This window comes from Allostreptomyces psammosilenae, from assembly GCF_013407765.1.
Classification (GTDB): domain Bacteria; phylum Actinomycetota; class Actinomycetes; order Streptomycetales; family Streptomycetaceae; genus Allostreptomyces; species Allostreptomyces psammosilenae.
The window spans coordinates 589,173-608,773 of record NZ_JACBZD010000002.1; the positions used below are offsets into that span (position 1 = coordinate 589,173).

15 protein-coding genes and 1 pseudogene are annotated in these 19,601 nt (G+C 74.0%); 12 read left to right on the forward strand and 4 right to left on the reverse strand.

The features are described from left to right. Position 1: 1 nt before the first annotated feature. The 4 genes from FHU37_RS24855 to FHU37_RS24870 all read right to left on the reverse strand — a co-directional run bounded on the left by FHU37_RS24855 (position 2) and on the right by FHU37_RS24870 (position 2,923). Positions 2-508 (reverse strand): succinate dehydrogenase hydrophobic membrane anchor subunit, encoded by a 507-nt coding sequence (locus FHU37_RS24855; RefSeq protein WP_376774057.1) that lies wholly within the window; start codon positions 506-508, stop codon positions 2-4. 3 nt (positions 509-511) lie between these two features. Then, positions 512-895 carry a succinate dehydrogenase, cytochrome b556 subunit gene (gene sdhC, locus FHU37_RS24860; RefSeq protein ID WP_179816898.1) on the reverse strand — a complete coding sequence of 128 codons (384 nt, stop codon included), beginning with the start codon at positions 893-895 and terminating at the stop codon, positions 512-514. Between the two features lie 383 nt (positions 896-1,278). Next, the gene (locus FHU37_RS24865) at positions 1,279-1,851 is read right to left on the reverse strand and encodes a 2-oxo-4-hydroxy-4-carboxy-5-ureidoimidazoline decarboxylase (protein ID WP_312892844.1); all 573 of its coding nucleotides are present in this window, start codon (positions 1,849-1,851) and stop codon (positions 1,279-1,281) included. A gap of 256 nt (positions 1,852-2,107) precedes the next feature. After that, on the reverse strand, positions 2,108-2,923 hold the full coding sequence (locus tag FHU37_RS24870; RefSeq protein ID WP_179816899.1) for an SDR family oxidoreductase: 816 nt from the start codon (positions 2,921-2,923) through the stop codon (positions 2,108-2,110). A 201-nt stretch (positions 2,924-3,124) separates the two neighbouring features. Between FHU37_RS24870 and FHU37_RS24875 the strand changes: the two genes are divergently transcribed. The 12 genes and pseudogenes from FHU37_RS24875 (at position 3,125) to FHU37_RS24930 (ending at position 19,596) form a co-directional block, all read left to right on the forward strand. Then, positions 3,125-5,053, forward strand: a complete 1,929-nt coding sequence (locus FHU37_RS24875) for a beta-N-acetylhexosaminidase (protein WP_179816900.1) — start codon at positions 3,125-3,127, stop codon at positions 5,051-5,053. Positions 5,054-5,279: 226 nt separating this feature from the next. Next, positions 5,280-6,860: an acyl-CoA mutase large subunit family protein gene (locus FHU37_RS24880; protein WP_179816901.1), complete on the forward strand. Its 1,581-nt coding sequence runs from the start codon at positions 5,280-5,282 to the stop codon at positions 6,858-6,860. Between the two features lie 321 nt (positions 6,861-7,181). After that, positions 7,182-8,399 (forward strand): amidohydrolase, encoded by a 1,218-nt coding sequence (locus FHU37_RS24885; protein WP_179817360.1) that lies wholly within the window; start codon positions 7,182-7,184, stop codon positions 8,397-8,399. 428 nt (positions 8,400-8,827) lie between these two features. After that, the gene (locus FHU37_RS24890; RefSeq protein WP_179816902.1) at positions 8,828-9,907 is read left to right on the forward strand and encodes a BMP family lipoprotein; all 1,080 of its coding nucleotides are present in this window, start codon (positions 8,828-8,830) and stop codon (positions 9,905-9,907) included. A gap of 124 nt (positions 9,908-10,031) precedes the next feature. Next, entirely contained in the window at positions 10,032-11,795 is a 1,764-nt protein-coding gene (locus FHU37_RS24895; RefSeq protein ID WP_179817361.1) for an ABC transporter ATP-binding protein, read from the forward strand. 1 nt (position 11,796) lies between these two features. Beyond that, positions 11,797-12,924: pseudogene (locus FHU37_RS24900) on the forward strand (ABC transporter permease); the annotation flags it as partial. Positions 12,925-13,249: 325 nt separating this feature from the next. After that, positions 13,250-14,536 (forward strand): ABC transporter permease, encoded by a 1,287-nt coding sequence (locus tag FHU37_RS24905; RefSeq protein ID WP_376774058.1) that lies wholly within the window; start codon positions 13,250-13,252, stop codon positions 14,534-14,536. Positions 14,537-14,601: 65 nt separating this feature from the next. After that, the gene (locus tag FHU37_RS24910; protein WP_312892894.1) at positions 14,602-14,985 is read left to right on the forward strand and encodes a cytidine deaminase; all 384 of its coding nucleotides are present in this window, start codon (positions 14,602-14,604) and stop codon (positions 14,983-14,985) included. A gap of 150 nt (positions 14,986-15,135) precedes the next feature. Next, the gene (locus tag FHU37_RS24915; protein ID WP_179816905.1) at positions 15,136-16,416 is read left to right on the forward strand and encodes a thymidine phosphorylase; all 1,281 of its coding nucleotides are present in this window, start codon (positions 15,136-15,138) and stop codon (positions 16,414-16,416) included. A gap of 232 nt (positions 16,417-16,648) precedes the next feature. Then, positions 16,649-17,122: a WXG100 family type VII secretion target gene (locus tag FHU37_RS24920; RefSeq protein ID WP_179816906.1), complete on the forward strand. Its 474-nt coding sequence runs from the start codon at positions 16,649-16,651 to the stop codon at positions 17,120-17,122. Between the two features lie 102 nt (positions 17,123-17,224). Next, positions 17,225-18,583 carry a coiled-coil domain-containing protein gene (locus FHU37_RS24925; RefSeq protein ID WP_179816907.1) on the forward strand — a complete coding sequence of 453 codons (1,359 nt, stop codon included), beginning with the start codon at positions 17,225-17,227 and terminating at the stop codon, positions 18,581-18,583. Continuing rightward, positions 18,580-19,596 (forward strand): hypothetical protein, encoded by a 1,017-nt coding sequence (locus FHU37_RS24930; RefSeq protein WP_179816908.1) that lies wholly within the window; start codon positions 18,580-18,582, stop codon positions 19,594-19,596. Before FHU37_RS24925 ends, FHU37_RS24930 begins: the two co-directional genes overlap by 4 nt. The last annotated feature ends 5 nt before the right edge of the window (positions 19,597-19,601 follow it).

Consider the following 19,601-nt stretch of genomic DNA (forward strand, 5'->3'; position numbering starts at 1 on the left):
CTCAGATGTTGGGATCGAAGGTGAAGATCACCAGGGTGCCGAGGAAGATGCTGAACACCGTGGCGGCGTAGAGCAGCATCTTCAGCCAGAGCCGGGTGGTGTCCTTCTCCGCGTAGTCGTTGATGACCGTGCGCAGGCCGTTGCAGCCGTGCAGCATGGCCAGCCACAGCATCAACAGGTCCCAGGTCTGCCAGAACGGCGAGGCCCAGCGGCCCGCCACGAAGGCGAAGCCGATCTTGGACACGCCGCCGTCGGCCACCATCTGGATGAAGAGGTGGCCGAGCACGAGGACGACGAGCACGATGCCGGACAGCCGCATGAACAGCCAGCCGTACAGCTCGAAGTTGCCGCGGGTGGAGCGCGGGGTGCGCCGGGTGCGGGTGCGCGGCATGGCGATCGAGGGCGCCAGCTCCGCGGGGGTGGCGAAGGGGTTGCCGTCGGCGTCGGCCGGGCGGACGGTGCCCACGGCGGCGTCGGCCGGCGTGCCGGTGTTGGCCGGAGTCGTCATGGATCAGCCCTCCCCGAACAGGACGCGCCAGGAGTGCTCGGTCATCGGGTAGAGGAACCCGAGCATCAGGGCGGCCCAGACGACGACCACCGCCCACAGCATGAAGCGCTGCCGGCGCGGCCCCTGCGACCAGAAGTCGATGGCCACCACCCGCAGGCCGTTGAGCGCGTGGAACAGCACGGCGCCCACCAGGCCGACCTCCAGGAGGTTGACCACGGGGTTCTTGTAGGTGGCGATGACTTCGTCGTACGCCTCGGGGGACACGCGAACCAACGCGGTGTCCAGGACGTGTACGAACAGGAAGAAGAAGATGGCGACGCCGGTGACTCGATGAGCCACCCACGACCACATTCCCTCCCGCCCGCGGTACAGCGTTCCAGCCGGCACGGAAACCCTCCGGAAACGGGGATGTAGGGCTCGGCCGGCGTTGGCTGGTGCCGGTCGTTCGGCCCGGCCGGGTACGGTCCACCGGCCGCGGGCCATGCTAGCGACGGCCCGGCTACCGAAACGGGGCGGGGTACGCGGTGTGAGGAATTCCGCACCGCGGGCACGCGAACTTCCGACGCTACTGCGCCGGGCCCTCCGCTGAGGTCGGAAAGGGGCCACAGGGACGCGGAACGCCACCCGGGCGCGGCGCGCCCGGGGCCCGGTGGCCGGAGCCGGCCAGCGCCGTGGCGGCGCGACACGCCGCGCGAAGCCGGGTCGCCGCCCCGGCGTGTCGCGGCGTCCGGACGGGTGGCGGACCGGTGGCGGGACGCCGGCGCGGGCGATCAGCGCGCGTAGACCGTGCGCTGCCCGGCCGCGGACACCAGATGGGTCAGCCGGATCAGCGCGCAGCGGCGCAGTTCCTCGGCGGCGATCAGCCGCTCCTCCTCGGGGTCGTTGCCGAGCCGGGCGTGCAGCCGGTCCAGCAGGTGCGCGAGGCGCTCGTCCTCGGCGCGGTCCTCCCAGCAGATGACGAACGGGTGGCCGAACCGCTCCTGGTAGGCCGTGTGGGCGGCGCGCAGCGCGGTGAGCGCGCCGCCGGCGTTCCCGCCCGCGCCGGACTCGCCGAGCGGGTAGGGCGGGGCCTCGTCGGAGAACGCCTCGTGCAGGTCCTCCGGGGTGAGGTCCCAGGACGCCTCGTCGGCGGCGGCGAGCAGCGAGGCGAGATCCGGGTAGGGGCGGTGCCGGGCCAGCCGCCACGCCCAGCGGCGGGCGCCGCAGCAGGCCAGCAGGGCCTCCTCGGCCGCGCCGACCGTCGCCGCGTTGAGTCGGCGCAGACCTTCGGTGGCGCCCGGGACACCGCGCCGGTGACCCGGCATCACGGTGACCCGGGCGGGCGCTGCTTCGTGGGTCGGCACGGCAAGCCTCCGCCGGCTCGGCCAGCCTCCGGGCCGCACCGGACGGCGGGGCGGGAGGGTGGTCGCGATGAGTGGACGAGTGATCGCGGTGATGGGGGCGGGCTGGAAGTGGCCCCCTCGTTCAATCTAACGGCCCTTCGGGCGAACCACTGGCGTTCCGTGCGAATTTCGTCCGTTCGAGCGAACCGATGGACGGCGATCGACGGCGGCGCCGGCGAAACGTTCGTCAGCCGGCGCTCACACGCGACGAACGACCTCAACCGCGCTGGTCGGGGGAGACCCGGTGGACCTTGTGCTGCGCCGCCTGGGCGCGCGGGCGGAGCACCAGCAGGTCGACGTTGACGTGCGCCGGGCGGGTGACCGCCCACACCACGGTGTCGGCGACGTCCTCGGCGGTCAGCGGGTCCGGGACGCCCTCGTAGACCCGGGCGGCCGCGGCGGAGTCGCCCCGGAAGCGGTTCAGCGAGAACTCCTCGGTCTCCACCATGCCCGGGGCGATCTCCACCACCCGCACCGGCTGCCCGACCAGCTCCAGGCGGAGCGTGCCGGCCATCGCGTGCACCGCGTGCTTGGCGCCGGTGTAGCCGCCGCCGCCCTCGTAGGGGACCAGCCCGGCCGTGGAGCCCATCAGCACCAGCGTGCCGTTGCCGCTGGCCAGCAGCTTGGGCAGCAGCGCCTGGACGGTGTGCAGGGTGCCCAGCACGTTGAGCTCGTACATCGCCCGCCAGTCCGCCGGGTCCGCGTCGGCGACCGGGTCGACGCCCAGGGCGCCGCCGGCGTTGGCCACCACCACGTCCACCCGGTCGAGTGACTCCGCCAGGGCCCGCACGGCGTCCGGGTCGGTGACGTCCAGCGGGTGGGCGGTGCCGCCGGTCTCCCTGGCCAACTCGGCCAGCCGCTCCGCGCGCCGGGCGCAGGCCACCACCCGGTAGCCGGCCGCCGCGAGCAGGCGGGCGGTGGCCGCGCCGATGCCGCTGCTGGCGCCGGTCACCACGGCCACCGGCGGCTGGTGGGTGGAGGTCGACGGGGCGGTGTAGGAGGAGGGGGAGTGGGCGGGCGGGATGGCGGACATGATCCGGGCTCCTTCGCGGGTGGGACGGTGTGCTGGGGCGGGGCGCCGAACGTGAACGGACGTCAGTGGCGGGCAGCGGACGGACGGCGACTCGACCGGTGGTGGCCCGGACCATCATCCCTCGGACAAACGTCCGCTCACCGGACGGCGCGTACCGATCAGCGGACTTCGCCCGCGCACCGGAGCCCCTAAGCTCGGCGCATGCGTCGCCGAACCGCAGCACCGGCGGCATCCCGCCGGCCACGCACCAGTTCCTCCCCCGCCCACCCCACCGGCCCCGTCCGTGCCGCCCGACCGTGGACCGCGCTGCTCGGCGCGGCCCTGGCCGCCGGCCTGCTGGCCGGCTGCTCGGACGCCGGCGGCCCCGCGGCGGCCCCCTCGCCGTCCGGCTCGACCAGCGAGAGCCCCTCCCCGGTGCCGACCGTGCCCCGGCCCGGCTTCGAGGCGCTCCCCGGCCCGCTGGCCGTGCCGCCGGCCGTGCCGGCGGTCCGCGAGTTCGAGCCGGCCGGCGGCGAGGGCTGGTGGATCCAGCCGCGCACCCGGGTGGTCGTGGACTCCCGGCGGGCCGCCGAACTCTCCGACGAGGCCGAATTGTTCGCCGCCGAGCTGGCCGCCCTCGCCGGGGACGGCCGCGAGGTCGAGGTGCTGCGGGGCACCCCCGACGACGTCCGCACCGGCGACGTGCTGCTCACCATCGGCCAGGTGCCGGCGCCGACCGCCCCGGCGGACGGCCCGGGCACCGCGCCGGCCCCCTCGGCCGCCCCAGAAGGCGCGGACGGCGCGGACGGCGCGGACGCCGCGGACGCCGCGGCCCCCCGGGCCACCGCCGACACCGGCCTGCCCACCACCGCGGACGAGGCGTACCTGCTGCGCGTCGACACCACCGCCCCCGCCCCGACCGGGACGGGCGCCGAGATCGCCCGCGCCGACGCCGGAGCCGGCCGCCTGGTGGTGGCCGGCGCCACCGACACCGGCGTGCTGCGCGGTACCCGCACCGTGCTGCAGTCCCTCCAGGCCGTGCGCCACCTGCCGTCCGGAACGGTGGTGGACCGCCCGGACCGGCCGCAGCGCGGCCTGAGCATCGACCTCGCCCGCAAGTTCTTCGACAAGGAGTGGATCGCCGACCGCATCCGCGAGGCCGCCTGGCTCAAGCTCAACCAGGTGCACCTGCACCTCTCCGACGACCAGGGCTTCCGCCTCGCCAGCGACAGCCACCCCGAGGTGGTCTCCGAGCAGCACCTCAGCAAGGAGGACGTCCGCGAGCTGGTCGCCCTCGCCGAGCGCTACCACGTCACCCTCGTCCCGGAGATCGACAGCCCGGGCCACCTCGGCCAGGTCGTCCGCGCCCACCCCGACCTGGCCCTGGTCGACTACGCCGGCGACCCCTCCGAGACGGCCCTGGACATCGCCGACCCGGCCGCCCGGGAGCTGCTGCTCGACCTCGTCCTGGAGACCGCCGAGCTCTTCCCCGGCCCGTGGTTCCACATCGGCGGCGACGAGTACATCGCCCTGATGGCCCGCGACCCCGAGGCCACCTACCCGGCGCTGGCCGACTACGCCCGCCGCACCCACGGCCCGGACGCCACCATCGAGGACGCGGCGACCGGCTGGCTGAACACCGTGGCCGCCGCCCTGCACGAGCGGGGCAAGACCGTCAAGGCGTGGAACGACGGCCGCCACCACGGCGGGGTGGTCGAGCCGGATCCGCGGATCGAGGTGGAGTACTGGACCGGCAAGGAGTACGGCGCCACCGAGCCGGAGGTCTACCTCGACGCCGGGGACACCCTGGTCAACCTCAACGACGAGTACCTGTACTACGTGCTCGGCGAGCCGAACGACTTCGCCTACCCCACCGGGCAGCGGATCCTCGAGGAGTGGCAGCCCTCGGTGTTGCGCGGCAGCACGCCGTCCGCGGCCGAACTGACCGGACCGGACCGGGTCACCGGCGGCCGGCTCGCCCTGTGGTGCGACCTCGCCGACGCCCAGACCGCCGACCAGGTGGCCGCCGGCCTGCGGATGCCGCTGCGCGCCGTGGCGGAGAAGCTCTGGGTGCCGGGCCCCGCGCGGGTCGACTGGAAGACCTTCGACGTGCTCACCGACCGGGTGGGCGACCCGGTCGAGGTCCTCTGATCCGGAATCGGCCGGCGGAAGGGCCGCACTCGCGGTTGGTTGTGGGCCAGGGAGGCAAGAAGCCGGGTGGGACACCGTTGTCTAACCGATCTTGGCGTGGTCCACTGTGCGCCATACCTGATGCGGTCACCGTGCGCTGACCGCCAGTGACCAGTCGGCCGACCGTCGACGCCCGCTGGCGGCCGGCGGCACGGCCACGGACCACGAGTTGCGGAGGACTGCTGCCATGGCGCGCGCGTCGGAATCGGGTTTCGCCATCGAACCGGTCTACGGCCCCGGCCAACCCGAGGGCTTCGATCCCGCCCGGGCGCTCGGCGAGCCGGGCGCCTACCCCTACACCCGGGGCGTCTACCCGACCATGTACACCGGCCGGCCGTGGACCATGCGGCAGTACGCCGGCTTCGGCACCGCCGCCGAGTCCAACGCCCGCTACCGGCAGCTCATCGCGCACGGCGGCAGCGGCCTGTCCGTGGCCTTCGACCTGCCCACCCAGATGGGCCACGACTCCGACGCGCCGCTGGCGCACGGCGAGGTCGGCAAGGTGGGCGTCGCCATCGACTCGATCGACGACATGCGGCTGCTCTTCGACGGCATCCCGCTGGAGTCCGTCTCCACCTCGATGACCATCAACGCCCCGGCCGCCCTGCTGCTCCTGCTGTACCAGCTGGTCGCCGAGGAGCAGGGCGCCGACCCGGCGCGGCTGACCGGCACCGTGCAGAACGACGTGCTCAAGGAGTACATCGCCCGCGGCACCTACATCTTCCCGCCCGGGCCCTCGCTGCGGCTGACCGCGGACATCTTCCGCTACTGCCGCGCCGAGCTGCCCCGCTGGAACACCATCTCCATCTCCGGCTACCACATGGCCGAGGCCGGGGCGACGCCCGCGCAGGAGGTCGCCTTCACCCTGGCCAACGGCCTGGCGTACGTGCGCGCCGCGCTGGACGCCGGCATGGCGGTGGACGAGTTCGCCCCGCGGCTGTCGTTCTTCTTCGTGGCCCGCACCACCCTGCTGGAGGAGGTGGCGAAGTTCCGCGCCGCCCGCCGGATCTGGGCCCGGACGATGCGGGAACGATTCGGTGCCCGGGATCCGAAGTCGATGACGCTGCGCTTCCACACCCAGACGGCCGGGGTCCAGCTCACCGCCCAGCAGCCGGAGGTGAACCTGGTCCGGGTGACCGTGCAGGCGCTCGCCGCCGTGCTGGGCGGCACCCAGTCGCTGCACACCAACGCCTTCGACGAGGCGATCGCCCTGCCGACGGAGAAGTCCGCCCGGCTGGCCCTGCGCACCCAGCAGGTGCTGGCCCACGAGACCGACGTCACCGCCACGGTGGACCCGTTCGCCGGCTCCTACGCCGTGGAGAGCCTGACCGACAAGATGGAGCGGGCGGTCCTCGCCCTGATGGACAAGGTGGAGGAGGCCGGCGGAGCCGTCGCGGCGATCGAGCGGGGGCTGCAGAAGCGGATGATCGAGGAGTCCGCCTACCGGATCGCCCAGGAGACGGACTCCGGCGAGCGGGTGGTCGTCGGGGTGAACCGCTTCCAGCTGGACGAGGAGGAGCCGTACGAGCCGCTGCGGGTGGATCCGGCGATCGAGGCCGCGCAGGCCGAGCGGCTCGCCCGGCTGCGCGCCGAGCGGGACGGCGCCGAGGTGGACGCCGCCCTGGACGAGCTGCGGCGCGCCGCGGCGGGCAGCGACAACGTGCTGTACCCGATGAAGCGGGCGCTGGCGGCGCGGGCCACCGTCGGCGAGGTCTGCGACGCGCTGCGCGAGGTGTGGGGGCGGTACGTCCCCGCCGAGACGCTCTAGGCCCGCGGCGGGGTCCGCCGCCCGCCGGGCGGGCGCTGACGGCCGGTCGGAAGTTGGCCGGGAGACGCCGGTGCGGTTTGCCGCCACGCTGCCGCCGTGTGGCGGTAGTCTTGCCGGCACATTGCGGGCGGGTTGCACCTGAGGCGGAGTCATACCCGCTGACTTGTGGTCCATGCCGGTGATGAGAGGATTTTCGGTCACTCGTTGGGGGGTTTTCCGGCGTTCGGCGCGGCAGGCGGCGCCGGTGGCCGTAGCCTGTGATAGGTGAACCAGTCCCAGCCTTCCCCCCAGCCCCAGGGCGTCGGCACGGCCGGCCCTCCCATCGAGCCCGCCGCGGTGGACCTCGCCGCCCGCGCCGGGGCCTACCGCGACGAACTCATCGCCTTCCGCCGCGACGTCCACGCGCACCCCGAGCTCGGGCGCGCCGAGTTCCGCACCAGCGGCCTGGTCAAGGCGCGCCTGGAGCGGGCCGGCCTGGCGCCCCGCACGATCGCCGGCGGCACCGGCCTGGTCTGCGACATCCTCCCCGGCGGCGCCGCGTCGGCGCCGGCCGAGGGCGCCGACGCGGGCATCGCGATCGCGCTGCGCGCCGACATGGACGCCCTGCCGATCGCGGACACCAAGAACGTCCCCTACCGCTCGACGGTGGAGGGCCGGGCGCACGCCTGCGGGCACGACGTGCACACCACCGTGGTGCTCGGCGCGGGTCTGGTGCTGGCCGAGCTGGCCCGGGCCGGGCGGCTGGCCCGCCCGGTGCGGCTGCTGTTCCAGCCGGCGGAGGAGATCATGCCGGGCGGGGCGCTGGACATGGTGGCCGGCGGCGCCCTGGACGGCGTGGAGCGGATCATCGCGGTCCACTGCGACCCGCGGGTGGAGGTCGGCCGGATCGGGCTGCGCACCGGCCCGATCACCTCGGCCTGCGACCGCCTGCAGGTGCGGCTGGACGGCTCCGGCGGGCACACCGCCCGCCCGCACCTGACCACCGACATGGTCACCGCGGTCGCCCGGATGGCCGCCGACCTGCCCTTCGCGCTCGCCCGCCGGGTCGACCCGCGGGCCGGGCTGAGCCTGGTGTGGGGCCGGATCGCCAGTGGCTCCGCGGCCAACGTCATCCCGCAGACCGGCGAGTTGGAGGGCACGGTGCGCTGCCTGCACCTGTCGGCCTGGCGCGAGGCCCCGGACCTGGTGCACGAGCTGGTCGACCACATCGCCGCCACCCACGGCGCCAAGGTGCAGCTCACCTACCACCGCGGCGTGCCGCCGGTGGTGAACGAGGCCACCGTCACCCAGCTGCTGCACGACGCCATGGCGGACCGTTTCGGCCCGCACGCGGTGGAGGACACCGAGCAGTCGCTCGGCGGCGAGGACTTCTCCTGGTACCTGGAGCGGGTGCCGGGCGCGCTGGCCCGGCTCGGGGTGCGCGGCCCGACCGAGTCCGTCCCCCGCGACCTGCACCGGGGCGACTTCGACGTGGACGAGCGGGCCATCGGCATCGGCGTGGAGCTGATGGTCTCCACCGCGCTGCTGGCCGCCGGCTGAGCGCTCCGGCGGCGCGTCCTCCGGGTCCGCCCGGTGACGCCGCGGGGAGGAGCGCGGGGCGGTCGAGGGGCCGCGGAACCTGACCGGGGGCCGGTCGGGTACCGCGGCCCCTTGACGTGTCCGGCGGACGTGCCCGGCCGACGTGCCCGGCGGAGGCGTCCGGCGGGCGCGTCCGGTCGGCGGACCCGGGTGGGCGGCTTCACCCCGGGCCGGCGATTCTGGTATGGCTGGGTAGTGCGGATCCGGCCGACGCCGCGGCTCGCCCGCGGCGTCCCGCCCGTGTTACCCAGCAGTCGCGCGGCGCATGCGTCAATCCGATAACACGTTCGTCCGCGTAACAGTCTTGTAGCACTTGACCGGTCTACGCGCGTTAAGCTCACGCTCGGCCAGCGCCTCATCGGGCGCGCGTCGGAAAAGGAGATCCTCTCTTGCGCCGCGTATCAAAGCTCGCAGCGGTCACCCTCGCCGGGGCACTCGCCCTCACCGGCTGTGCGACCAGCTCGTCGGACGGCTCCTCCAGCAACGCGTCGAGCGGCAGCTCCGACTGCGGGGGCGGGGAGTTCGGCAAGCAGGTCGGCCTCGCCTACGACGTCGGCGGCCGGGGTGACCAGTCCTTCAACGACGCCGCCGCCCGAGGCATGGACCAGGCCGTCGCCGAGTTCGACCTCGTCCCCAAGGAGCAGGAGCCGCGCGACGGCGAGTCCGACGAGGACAAGGTCGAGCGCATGCGGCAGCTCGCCGAGGACGGCTTCAACCCGATCTTCGGTGTCGGCTACGCCTACGCCGCGCCGATCAAGACGATCGCCGCGCAGTGCGCGGACGTGAACTTCGCGATCATCGACGAGGTCGTCGAGGACGTGCCGAACGTCACCAGCCTGGTCTTCGCCGAGGAGCAGGGCTCCTACCTCGCCGGTGTCGCCGCCGCCCTGAAGACCGAGACCGACCGGGTCGCCTTCATAGGTGGCGTGAACACCCCGCTGATCCAGAAGTTCGAGGCGGGCTTCGTCCAGGGCGTCACCGACACCAACCCGGACGTCCAGGTGGACGTGCAGTACATCAGCCAGCCGCCGGAGATGTCGGGCTTCAACGACCCGGCCGCCGGCAAGTCCGTCGCCAACGGCCTGATGGACGCCGGCGCGGACGTCATCTTCACCGCGGCCGGCGGCTCCGGCGCCGGCGCCATCGAGGCGATCGCCGCCAAGAACACCGAGGACTCCCCGCGCTGGGCCATCGGCGTGGACTCCGACCAGTACAACCAGGAGACCCTGGCCCAGTACAAGGACGTCATCTTGACCTCCATGGTCAAGAACGTCGACGGCGCGGTCTACGAGTACATCAAGAGCACCGTCGAGGGTGAGCCGCAGACCGGCGTGCAGCGGCACGACCTGTCCACCGACGGTGTCTACCTGGCCACCTCCGGCGGCTACATCGACGACATCGCCGAGCAGCTCGAAGAGGCCAAGCAGAAGATCATCAGCGGCGAGATCGAGGTCGCGACCACCCCGTAAGGGGTCGCCGGGGGCCGACGGCGCGTCCGCCGCCGGCCCCTCCTCCCGGACCGGCCCATCGCCCTCCCCCCGGGGCGGTGGGCCGGTCCGGCGCCGACGTCCGGAACCCAACCAGGAGTGCGCCATTCCCACCGCCAGCGCCCCCGCGGGGCCTCCTCCTGCCGACGGCGGAACGCCTCCTGCCGTCGAGCTCCGCGGCATCACCAAACGCTTCCCCGGCGTCGTCGCCAACTCCGACATCGGCCTGACCGTGCGCCGCGGCACCGTCCACGCCATCGTCGGAGAGAACGGCGCCGGCAAGTCCACCCTGATGAAGATCCTCTACGGCATGCAGAAGCCGGACGAGGGCACCATCTCGGTGGACGGCCGCGTGGTGGACTTCGACACCCCGGCCGACGCCATCGCCTGCGGCATCGGCATGGTGCACCAGCACTTCATGCTGGCGGACAACCTCACCGTGCTGGAGAACGTCGTCCTCGGCGGCGAGCGGCTGCACGGCATCGGCTCCCGCGCCCGGGCCCGGGTGCGCGAGATCTCCGACGCCTACGGCCTCGGCGTCCGCCCCGACGTGCTCGTGGAGGACCTCGGCGTGGCCGAGCGGCAGCGCCTGGAGATCCTCAAGGTGCTCTACCGCGGCGCCCGCACCATCATTCTCGACGAGCCGACCGCCGTCCTGGTTCCCCAGGAGGTCGACGCGCTCTTCGACAACCTGCGGGAGCTGAAGTCCGAGGGCCTGACGGTCATCTTCATCTCGCACAAGCTGGGCGAGGTGCTCTCCGTCGCCGACGAGATCAGCGTGATCCGCCGCGGCACCACCGTCGCCACCGGCATCCTGCCGGACCGGACCACCCCCCGGGACCTCGCCGAGCTCATGGTCGGCAGCGAACTGCCGGCCCCGCCGCCGCGCGAGAACACCATCACCGACCGGGTGGTCCTGGAGGTCACCGACCTCACCCTCTCCGCCGCCGGCCCCTCCGCCGAGGCCGCCGACACCACCGGCATGGTCACCGAGGGCGCCGTCGCCCACGACACCTCCCGGCTGCTGCTCGACGGCGTGTCCCTCACCATCCGCGCCGGCGAGGTGCTGGGCATCGCCGGCGTCGAGGGCAACGGCCAGTCCGAACTGGTCGAGGCGCTGATGGGGATCCGCCGCCCGGACCGGGGAACCGTCCGGCTGGACGGCGAGGACGTCACCGAGGCGCCGACCCGCCGCCGCCGCGAGGCCGGTGTCGGCTACATCCCCGAGGACCGGCACCGGCAGGGCCTGCTGCTGGAGTCCCCGCTGTGGGAGAACCGCATCCTCGGCCACGTCAGCGAGCGGCCCAACAGCCGCGGCGCGCTGCTCACCCCCGGCGCCGCCCGGGCCGACACCGAGCGGATCGTGCGCGAGTACGACGTGCGCACGCCCGGCATCGAGGTGACCGCCGCCTCGCTGTCCGGCGGCAACCAGCAGAAGCTGATCTTCGGCCGGGAGATGAGCTCCTCGCCGAAGCTCCTGATCGCCGCCCACCCCACCCGGGGCGTGGACGTCGGCGCCCAGGCGGCGATCTGGGACCAGCTGCGGCAGGCGCGCCGGGAGGGGCTGGCGGTGCTGCTGATCTCCGCCGACCTCGACGAGCTGATCGGCCTGTCCGACACCCTGAAGGTGATGTACGGCGGGCGGATCGTCGCCGACGCCGACCCGACCACCGTCACCCCGGAGCAGCTCGGCAGCGCGATGACCGGCGCCGCCGGCGCCACCGGCGGGACCGGGGACGCGACGACGGACCAGCCCGAGGCGCCCGGCGGGGCCGGGACCACCGAGCCCGCGGGGGAGCCGGCCGACCCGGCCGACCCCGCGCAGGAGCCGGCGACCGGGACGAGCGAGGCCGACGATGCCGGGAAGTGACATGACCAACCTCGACAACCGCCCGGCCGCCGCCGCGGCGCGCCCCCGGCCGCGGCTGGACCTCGGCCGGCTCGGCCTGGCCCTGGCCGCCCCGGTGCTGGCGATCGTCTTCGCCGTGCTGCTGACCTCGGTGGTGCTGCTCGTCTCCGGGGAGCCGGCCTTCTCGGCCTACCCGCTGATGGTGAGCTACGGCTTCGAGCCGGACAGCATCGTCTACATCCTCAACCGGGGCACCACCTACTACCTGGCGGCCCTGGCGGTGGCCCTCGGCTTCCGGATGAACCTGTTCAACATCGGCGTGGACGGGCAGTACCGGCTGGCCGCCATGCTGGCCGCCTCGGTCGGTGGGGCGCTGGCCCTGCCGATGGCCCTGCACCTGATCGTGATCATCGTGGTCGCGGTGCTGGTCGGCGCGGCCTGGGCGGGCATCGCCGGCCTGCTGAAGGTGACCCGCGGCGTGAGCGAGGTCATCTCCTCGATCATGCTCAACACCATCGCCACCGGCCTGATCGCCTACCTGCTCACCCCGGAGCTGCTCGGCGTGCGCCCGGAGGGCAGCAACAACATCACCACCCAGCCGCTGCCCGGCTCCGCCTGGTTCCCGTGGTTCCCGACGCCCGGCGGCGACGTGTGGGGCTTCATCGTGGTGGCCGCCCTGGCCGGCGTCGCCTACCACCTGGTCCTGAACCGGACCCGCTTCGGCTTCGACCTGCGCGCCGCCGGGCACTCGGAGAGCGCGGCCGTCGCCAGCGGCGTGAACGTCAAGCGCATGGTGATGACCAGCATGCTGGTCTCCGGCGGCATCGCCGGCCTGATCGGCATGCCGCAGCTGCTCAACGGCTCCCACCAGTACGGCCTGGACTTCCCCACCGGGATCGGCTTCACCGGCATCGCCATCGCGCTGCTCGGCCGCAACCACCCGCTGGGCATCGCCTTCGGCGCGCTGCTGTGGGCCTTCCTGGACCGCAGCGGCTCGGTGCTGGACTCCGAGGGCTACCCCAACGAGATCACCACGATCATGCAGGGCACCATCGTGGTCGCCGTGGTGATCGCCTACGAGCTGGTGCGCCGCTACGGCCTGGCCCGGCAGCAGCGCATCGTCGGCGCCCAGCTGCGGGCGGACGCCCGCGCGGCCGGCAGCGCGCCGGCCGGGGCCGACGACCCCGGCAAGGCAGACAACCCCGGCAAGGCCGAGGAACCCGCGAAGGCGGACGAGCCGATCAAGGCCGAGGAGCCCGCCAAGCCCGCCGAGGCCGAGGAGCCCGCGAAGGCGGACGGGACCGAGAAGCCCGCCGAGGCCGACGAGGCCGCCGAGCCGGCCACGGCCCAGAAGCCGGCGAAGACCGAGAAGCCGAGCGGCGACGACTCCGCCGCCCCGACCGAGGACGACTCCAGCGACGGGGAGGGCACCCGATGATCCCCGACCACCACGGCCGAAACGAGGGGTGGACGCTGTGACGACCGCCGTCAAGACCGCGCCGCGGACCCCGGGCGGCGGGGGCCCCGCCGGCGCCACCCGGCTGGCCCGCACCGCCCGCCGGCTCACCCTCGGCCGGGCGCTGCTCATCGCCGCCGGCGGCCTGCTCCTGGTCTCCCTGGTGCGGGTGATCACCGGCGTCGACGACCTCACCTCCCCCGGTCAGGTCGCCGGAACGCTCGCCCTCGCCGTGCCGATCGGCATGGCCGCCCTCGGCGGCCTGTGGTCCGAACGCGCCGGGGTCGTCAACATCGGCCTCGAAGGCATGATGATCCTCGGCACCTGGTTCGGCGCCTGGGCCGGCTACCAGTGGGGCCCTTGGGTGGGCCTGCTGGTCGGCGTGCTCGGCGGCGCCCTCGGCGGCCTGCTGCACGCCGTGATCACGGTCGGCTTCGGCGTCGACCACATCGTCTCCGGTGTGGCGATCAACATCCTCGCGGCCGGCGTGACCCGCTACCTGTCCACGCTGATCTTCGACGAGGCGGAGGGCGGCAGCGCCACCCAGTCCCCGACGGTCGACGCGCCGGCGACGATCACCGTCCCCGGGCTCTCCGACGGCCTGGCCTCGCTCGCCGACCGGGGCTGGTTCTTCGTCTCCGACCTCGCCGGCGTGCTCGCCGGCTTCGTCACCGGCCTGTCCACCTTCACCCTGCTGGCCATCCTCCTGGTGGTCGGGTCCTACCTGGTGCTGTGGCGGACGTCGTTCGGCCTGCGGCTGCGCTCCTGCGGTGAGAACCCGATCGCCGCGGAGTCCCTGGGCGTCAACGTCTACCGCTACAAGTACGCCGCGGTGATCATCTCCGGTGGACTCGCCGGACTCGGCGGTGTCTTCCTGGTCGAGGTCGCCTCCAACATCTACCGTGAGGGGCAGACCGGCGGGCGCGGCTTCATCGGCCTGGCCGCGATGATCTTCGGCAACTGGCGTCCCGGCGGCCTGGCCGCCGGCGCGGGCCTGTTCGGCTACGTGGACAGCCTCTCGCTGCGCTCCGGCAGTTCGGTGCTGGCGCTGGTGCTGCTGGTCGCCATCCTGCTGGTCGGCCTGGCGGCGTGGAGCGCCTGGCGCCGGCGCTGGATCAGCGCCGCGGTCAGCGCCGTGGTCGCGGTGGCGGCCTTCTACTGGTGGCTGGCCGGTGACGAGGTGCCGAGCCAGTTCGTCTCCTTCGCCCCGCACCTGACCACGCTGCTGGTGCTGGCACTGGCCTCGCAGCGGCTGCGTCCGCCCAAGGCCGCGGGCGCGTCGTACCGGAAGGGGCAGGGCAAGTGAGCGCGGAGCCGGCCGAGCGGCCTGGTGGCGAGGGGACGGCGGCCACGCCGGTCGGCGCGGACACCGTGGACTGGGAGCGGCTGCGCGAGCACGCCCGGACCATGATGAGCCGCGCCTACGCCCCCTACTCGAAGTACCCGGTGGGCGCGGCGGCGCTGGTCGACGACGGCCGGGTGGTCGGCGGCTGCAACGTGGAGAACGCCGCCTACGGCGTCGCGCTGTGCGCGGAGTGCGGGCTGGTCTCCGAGCTGGTGGCCAGTGGCGGCGGCCGGCTGGTGGCCTTCGCCTGCGTGGACGGCGCGGGCCGGGTGCTGATGCCCTGCGGCCGGTGCCGACAGCTGCTGTGGGAGCACGGCGGCCCGGAGCTGCTGGTGGACACCGCCTCCGGGGTGCGTCCGATGAGCGCGGTGCTGCCCGACGCCTTCGGCGTGGAGGACCTGTCCCGCTGAGCGGAGCGACGGGGGGTGCGGGGACCACCGACGGTCCCCGCACCCCCCGTCGTCGTCCCGCCGGTGGTGGCCCGCGTCGGCCGCCCGGAACAGATCCGGGCTCTCGGTCCGTTACATGATCACGACCCCCCGTGAGCAAGGAGGCTCCCAGTGGACGTCATCTCGGTCATCCGCACCAAGCGGGACCACGGCGAGCTGAGCGACGAGCAGATCGACTGGGTGGTCGACGCCTACACCCGCGGCGCGGTGGCCGACGAGCAGATGTCCGCCCTGGCCATGGCGATCCTGCTGAACGGGATGACGGAACGGGAGATCTCCCGGTGGACCGCCGCCATGATCGGCTCCGGGGAGCGCCTGGACTTCAGCGCCCTGAGCCGGCCGACCGTGGACAAGCACTCCACCGGCGGCGTCGGCGACAAGATCACCCTGCCGCTGGCCCCGCTGGTCGCCGCCTGCGGCGCCGCCGTGCCGCAGCTGTCCGGCCGCGGCCTCGGCCACACCGGCGGCACCCTGGACAAGCTGGAGTCCATCCCGGGCTGGCGCGCCCGACTCAGTGGCGAGGAGGTGCTGCGCGTCCTGGAGGAGGTCGGCGCCGTCATCTGCGCGGCCGGTGAGGGCCTGGCCCCGGCCGACCGCAAGCTCTACGCCCTGCGCGACGTCACCGGCACGGTGGAGTCCATCCCGCTGATCGCCAGCTCGATCATGAGCAAGAAGATCGCCGAGGGCACCGGCTCGCTGGTGCTCGACGTCAAGGTCGGCACCGGGGCCTTCATGAAGACCCTGGACGACGCCCGGGAGCTCGCCCGCACCATGGTCGCCCTCGGCGGCGACGCCGGCGTGCGGACGGTGGCCCTGCTCACCGACATGTCCACGCCGCTCGGCCGGACCGCCGGCAACGCCCTGGAGGTCCGCGAGTCGGTGGAGGTGCTCGCCGGCGGCGGCCCGTCCGACGTCGTCGACCTGACCGTCGCGCTGGCCCGGGAGATGCTGGCCGGCGCCGGCATCGACGGCGTCGACCCGGCCGACGCGCTGCGCGACGGGCGGGCCATGGACGTCTGGCGGCGGATGATCACCGCCCAGGGCGGCGACCCGGACGCGCCGCTGCCCACCGCCCGGGAGACCCACACCGTCACCGCCCCGCGCGACGGCGTGCTCACCCGGCTGGACGCCTACGCCGTCGGCCTGGCCGCCTGGCGGCTCGGCGCCGGACGCGCCCGCAAGGAGGACGCCGTGCAGGCCGGCGCCGGCGTCGAACTGCACGCCAAGCCGGGGGAGTCGGTCCGCGCCGGACAGCCCCTGCTGACCCTGCACACCGACACGCCCGAGGTGTTCCAGTACGCGCTGGGCGCCCTGGACGCCGACGCCCTCACCATCTCCCCGCCCGGAACGCCACACGCGGCCCGGCCGGTCGTGCTGGAGCGCATCGCCTGACCCGCCGTCCGCCGCCGGCCGGCCAGCCCCGGCCGGGCGGGCGTCCGGGCCGCCGCCCGTCAACCACGCGGGAGGCGGAACCGGCCGGCGCGGCGCAGTCGAATCGTCCCTTTTTCAGACCCGGCGTTCCCACACGGTCGCGCCCCGGTGTAGCGTCCCGACATCGGCCCACGCGCGCCACGCCATGCCGCGCACCCGCCCACGGGGCAGAAATACGGGGAGGAACACGGGGATGACTGGGCATTTCCTGGTCCACGTCGAGCGACTCGACCGCATGTTGACGCAGCTCCGGGACGGGGCGGACCGCATGTCCGACGCCCTGCGGGCCATGGAGGACGTCGGCCCGAAGTCGACCGGATCCCGACGGTTGGACGGGGCCTGCGACGACTTCAGCGACGAGTGGCACTACGCGATCGACAAGATCCGCGAGGGCACCAGCGAGATCGCCGGCAAGCTCGAACAGACCCGGAACGGCTACCAGCAGACCGAGGAAGCCATCCGCCAGGTGTTCCAGCCGCCGGACGGCTCCGCCCCCTCCCCCTCCCCCTCGCCCACGCCGGCCCCGACGGCCCCCACCCCGCCGGACGGATCCTCCCCCGCGCCCGCCCCGTCGCCGCAGGGACCGCCGGTGTCCACGCAGCCGTACCCCGCCGAGCCGGGCACCGTCCCGACCCCTCCGGTGACGACCCAGCCGGCGCCGGCGTAGTCCCCCGCGCCCGCACGACGGCCGCCAACCGCGCCACAGGCACCATCCGCACCACCCGCACCACCCGCGACAGGGATCAGCACAGGGGGAGCTACCCACACCATGAGCGAGACCGACCCGAACTTCCCGGCGCTCGGCTACAACCCGGCGCCCGGCAGCATCGAATCCATCACCCAGCTCTCCGAGAGCCTGGGCAGGGCCGCCAGCACGCTGGGGGAGGCCCACACCATCCTCACCGACATCGCCGGCAGCTCCTCGGAGGACTGGCAGGGCGAGGCCCGCGACGCCTTCGCCCAGAAGGTCGGTGAGCTGCCCCGCTACCTCGACCAGAGCCAGGAGGCGCTCGGCGAGGCGTCCGTGCAGCTGTCCAACTGGAAGGACAGGCTCGCCCAGTTCCAGGACACCGCCCGCCGCTACGAGGAGGAGGCGGCCGAGGCCACCCGGCAGTACCAGACCGCGCAGGAGGACCCGGCCTTCGCCCTCGTCGGCCAGTACTTCGAGACCGCCGAGCAGCTGCAGCAGGCCCAGGACCAGATCGACGCCGCCAACGCCACCCTGGCGCGCAGGCAGGCCGAGCTCCAGGACGTCATCGACCGCGCCCGGCAGCTCTTCGAGGACCACCAGGAGGAGGCCGGACGCGTCGCCGACGTCCTGCGCGAGTACGCCGACCGGGCACCCGACGCCGGCTTCTGGGAGGGCGTCGGCGACTTCTTCGGCAACATGGGCGAGGCCATCAAGGACTGGGCCACCGAGAACGCCGGCCTGCTCCAGGCCATTGGCGACTGGGCGTCCCTCGGCTCCACCATCCTCGGCATCGCCTCCCTGGCCACCCTGTGGTTCCCGCCGCTCTCCGGCGCCCTCGCCCTCGCCAGCGCCGGCCTCGCCCTCACCGCCGTCGGCACCAAGTCCCTGGCCAAGCTCGGCGGCGCCAACATCGGCTGGGGTCAGATCGGCCTCGACGCCCTGGGCGCCGTCCCCTTCGCCAAGTTCGCCACCCCGCTCATCACCGGCTCCGTCCGGATCGGCAGCCGCGCCACGGCCACCGGCATCGAGGCCGGCCAGGCCGGCAACCTGCTGCGTCAGGGCCACAACGTCAGCCAGGGCGGCACCAGCCTGCTGCAACGCGGCATGAACATCTTCACCCGGGGCAACCCCACGGTCTCCAGCTACGTGGTCACCCCCGGAGCCGGTTCCAGCCGGTTCGGCCTGGCCTTCGACAACATGGTCACCAGCACGATCATCCCCAACGGCATCGGCCAGACGCTGGTCGCCCAGCCCACCGCCCGCGGCGTGCAGGCCCTGTTCGGGGCGTCCGGCGCGGCCCGCGTCACCCTGGAGAACGGCTCCACCATCGTCGACCCGATGTCCTGGTGGTACCGCGGCTCCAACATGGCCCGCCTCGGCCAGGGCCTGTTCGGCAAGAGCGACCGCGCCTTCACCGAGGAGGTCCCGGTCGTATGAGTCAGGGGCAGCAGCCGGGCACCGCCAACGCACACGGCCGCCCGCCGTCGAACGGTCGGCGCGTGCTGCTCTGCCTCTACTTCGTCGGGCAGGTGGTGCTGCTGCCGCTGGCCTGGGTGTGGAACCTGCTCTACCTGGTGGTCGCCGTACTGGCGGGCGTCTTCGCGGCGCCGGGCGGCGACCTCAGCGGCGCCGGCATGCTGGCCGCCCGCCCGATCGGCCCGGCGCAGCTGCGCCGCCTGCTCAGCCGGGACCCCGAGGTCTGGAACCGGCACCTGCGGGAATGGCTGCCGCCGCGGCTGCGCCGGGCCGAGGAGCGGACCCGCGAGCGCGGGCAGCGTGTCGCGGTGTTCCACGTGCCCCGCCACCACCACGCCGGACTGCCGCCCGTGGCGGTCGCCCGGCTGGCCGCCGAGCACGGGTGGACCACCGGCACCGACGGCACCGCCCCCGCCCCCAGGGACGTCCTGCCGCTCCGCCGCGAGCTGGCGCCGGAACCCACCGCCGGCCGCGCCCACCCCGGGGCCCCCGACCACGCCGCCCCCGGCACCCCGTGGGGACCGCACCCGCTGCCCAGCCCCGGGCTGCGCCCGCTGCTGCTCCTGCCCAGCCTGCTCTACGTCCCGGTGCTGCTGGTGCTGCGGCTGGTCTGCGGCGCGCTGTACGGCCTCGTCGAGGGCGTCGCCGGCACCACCGGTGGTCAGCCCAGGCGGCTGCTGAACGCCCTGGACACCGCCGGCCGCACGCCCTCCTGGTTCGTCGCCCCCTGGCGCGTCGTCCGCAACTCCATGGACGACCCCCAGTGGTGGCGCGACCGCGTCACCGGAGCGCTCAGTCGGGCGGAGACGGCCCGGGGCTCGGCGTCGATCCGCACCCAGCTGGATTTCGGCACCTACCGCGGCATCGGGGCCCTCCAGGCCCTGCGCATCGCCGAGGAGCGGGGCTGGCGGCCGGACCCGGACGTGCCGTACGCCGTCGAGCCGACCCACCGCATCCGGCTGCGGCGCGCCTGACACGC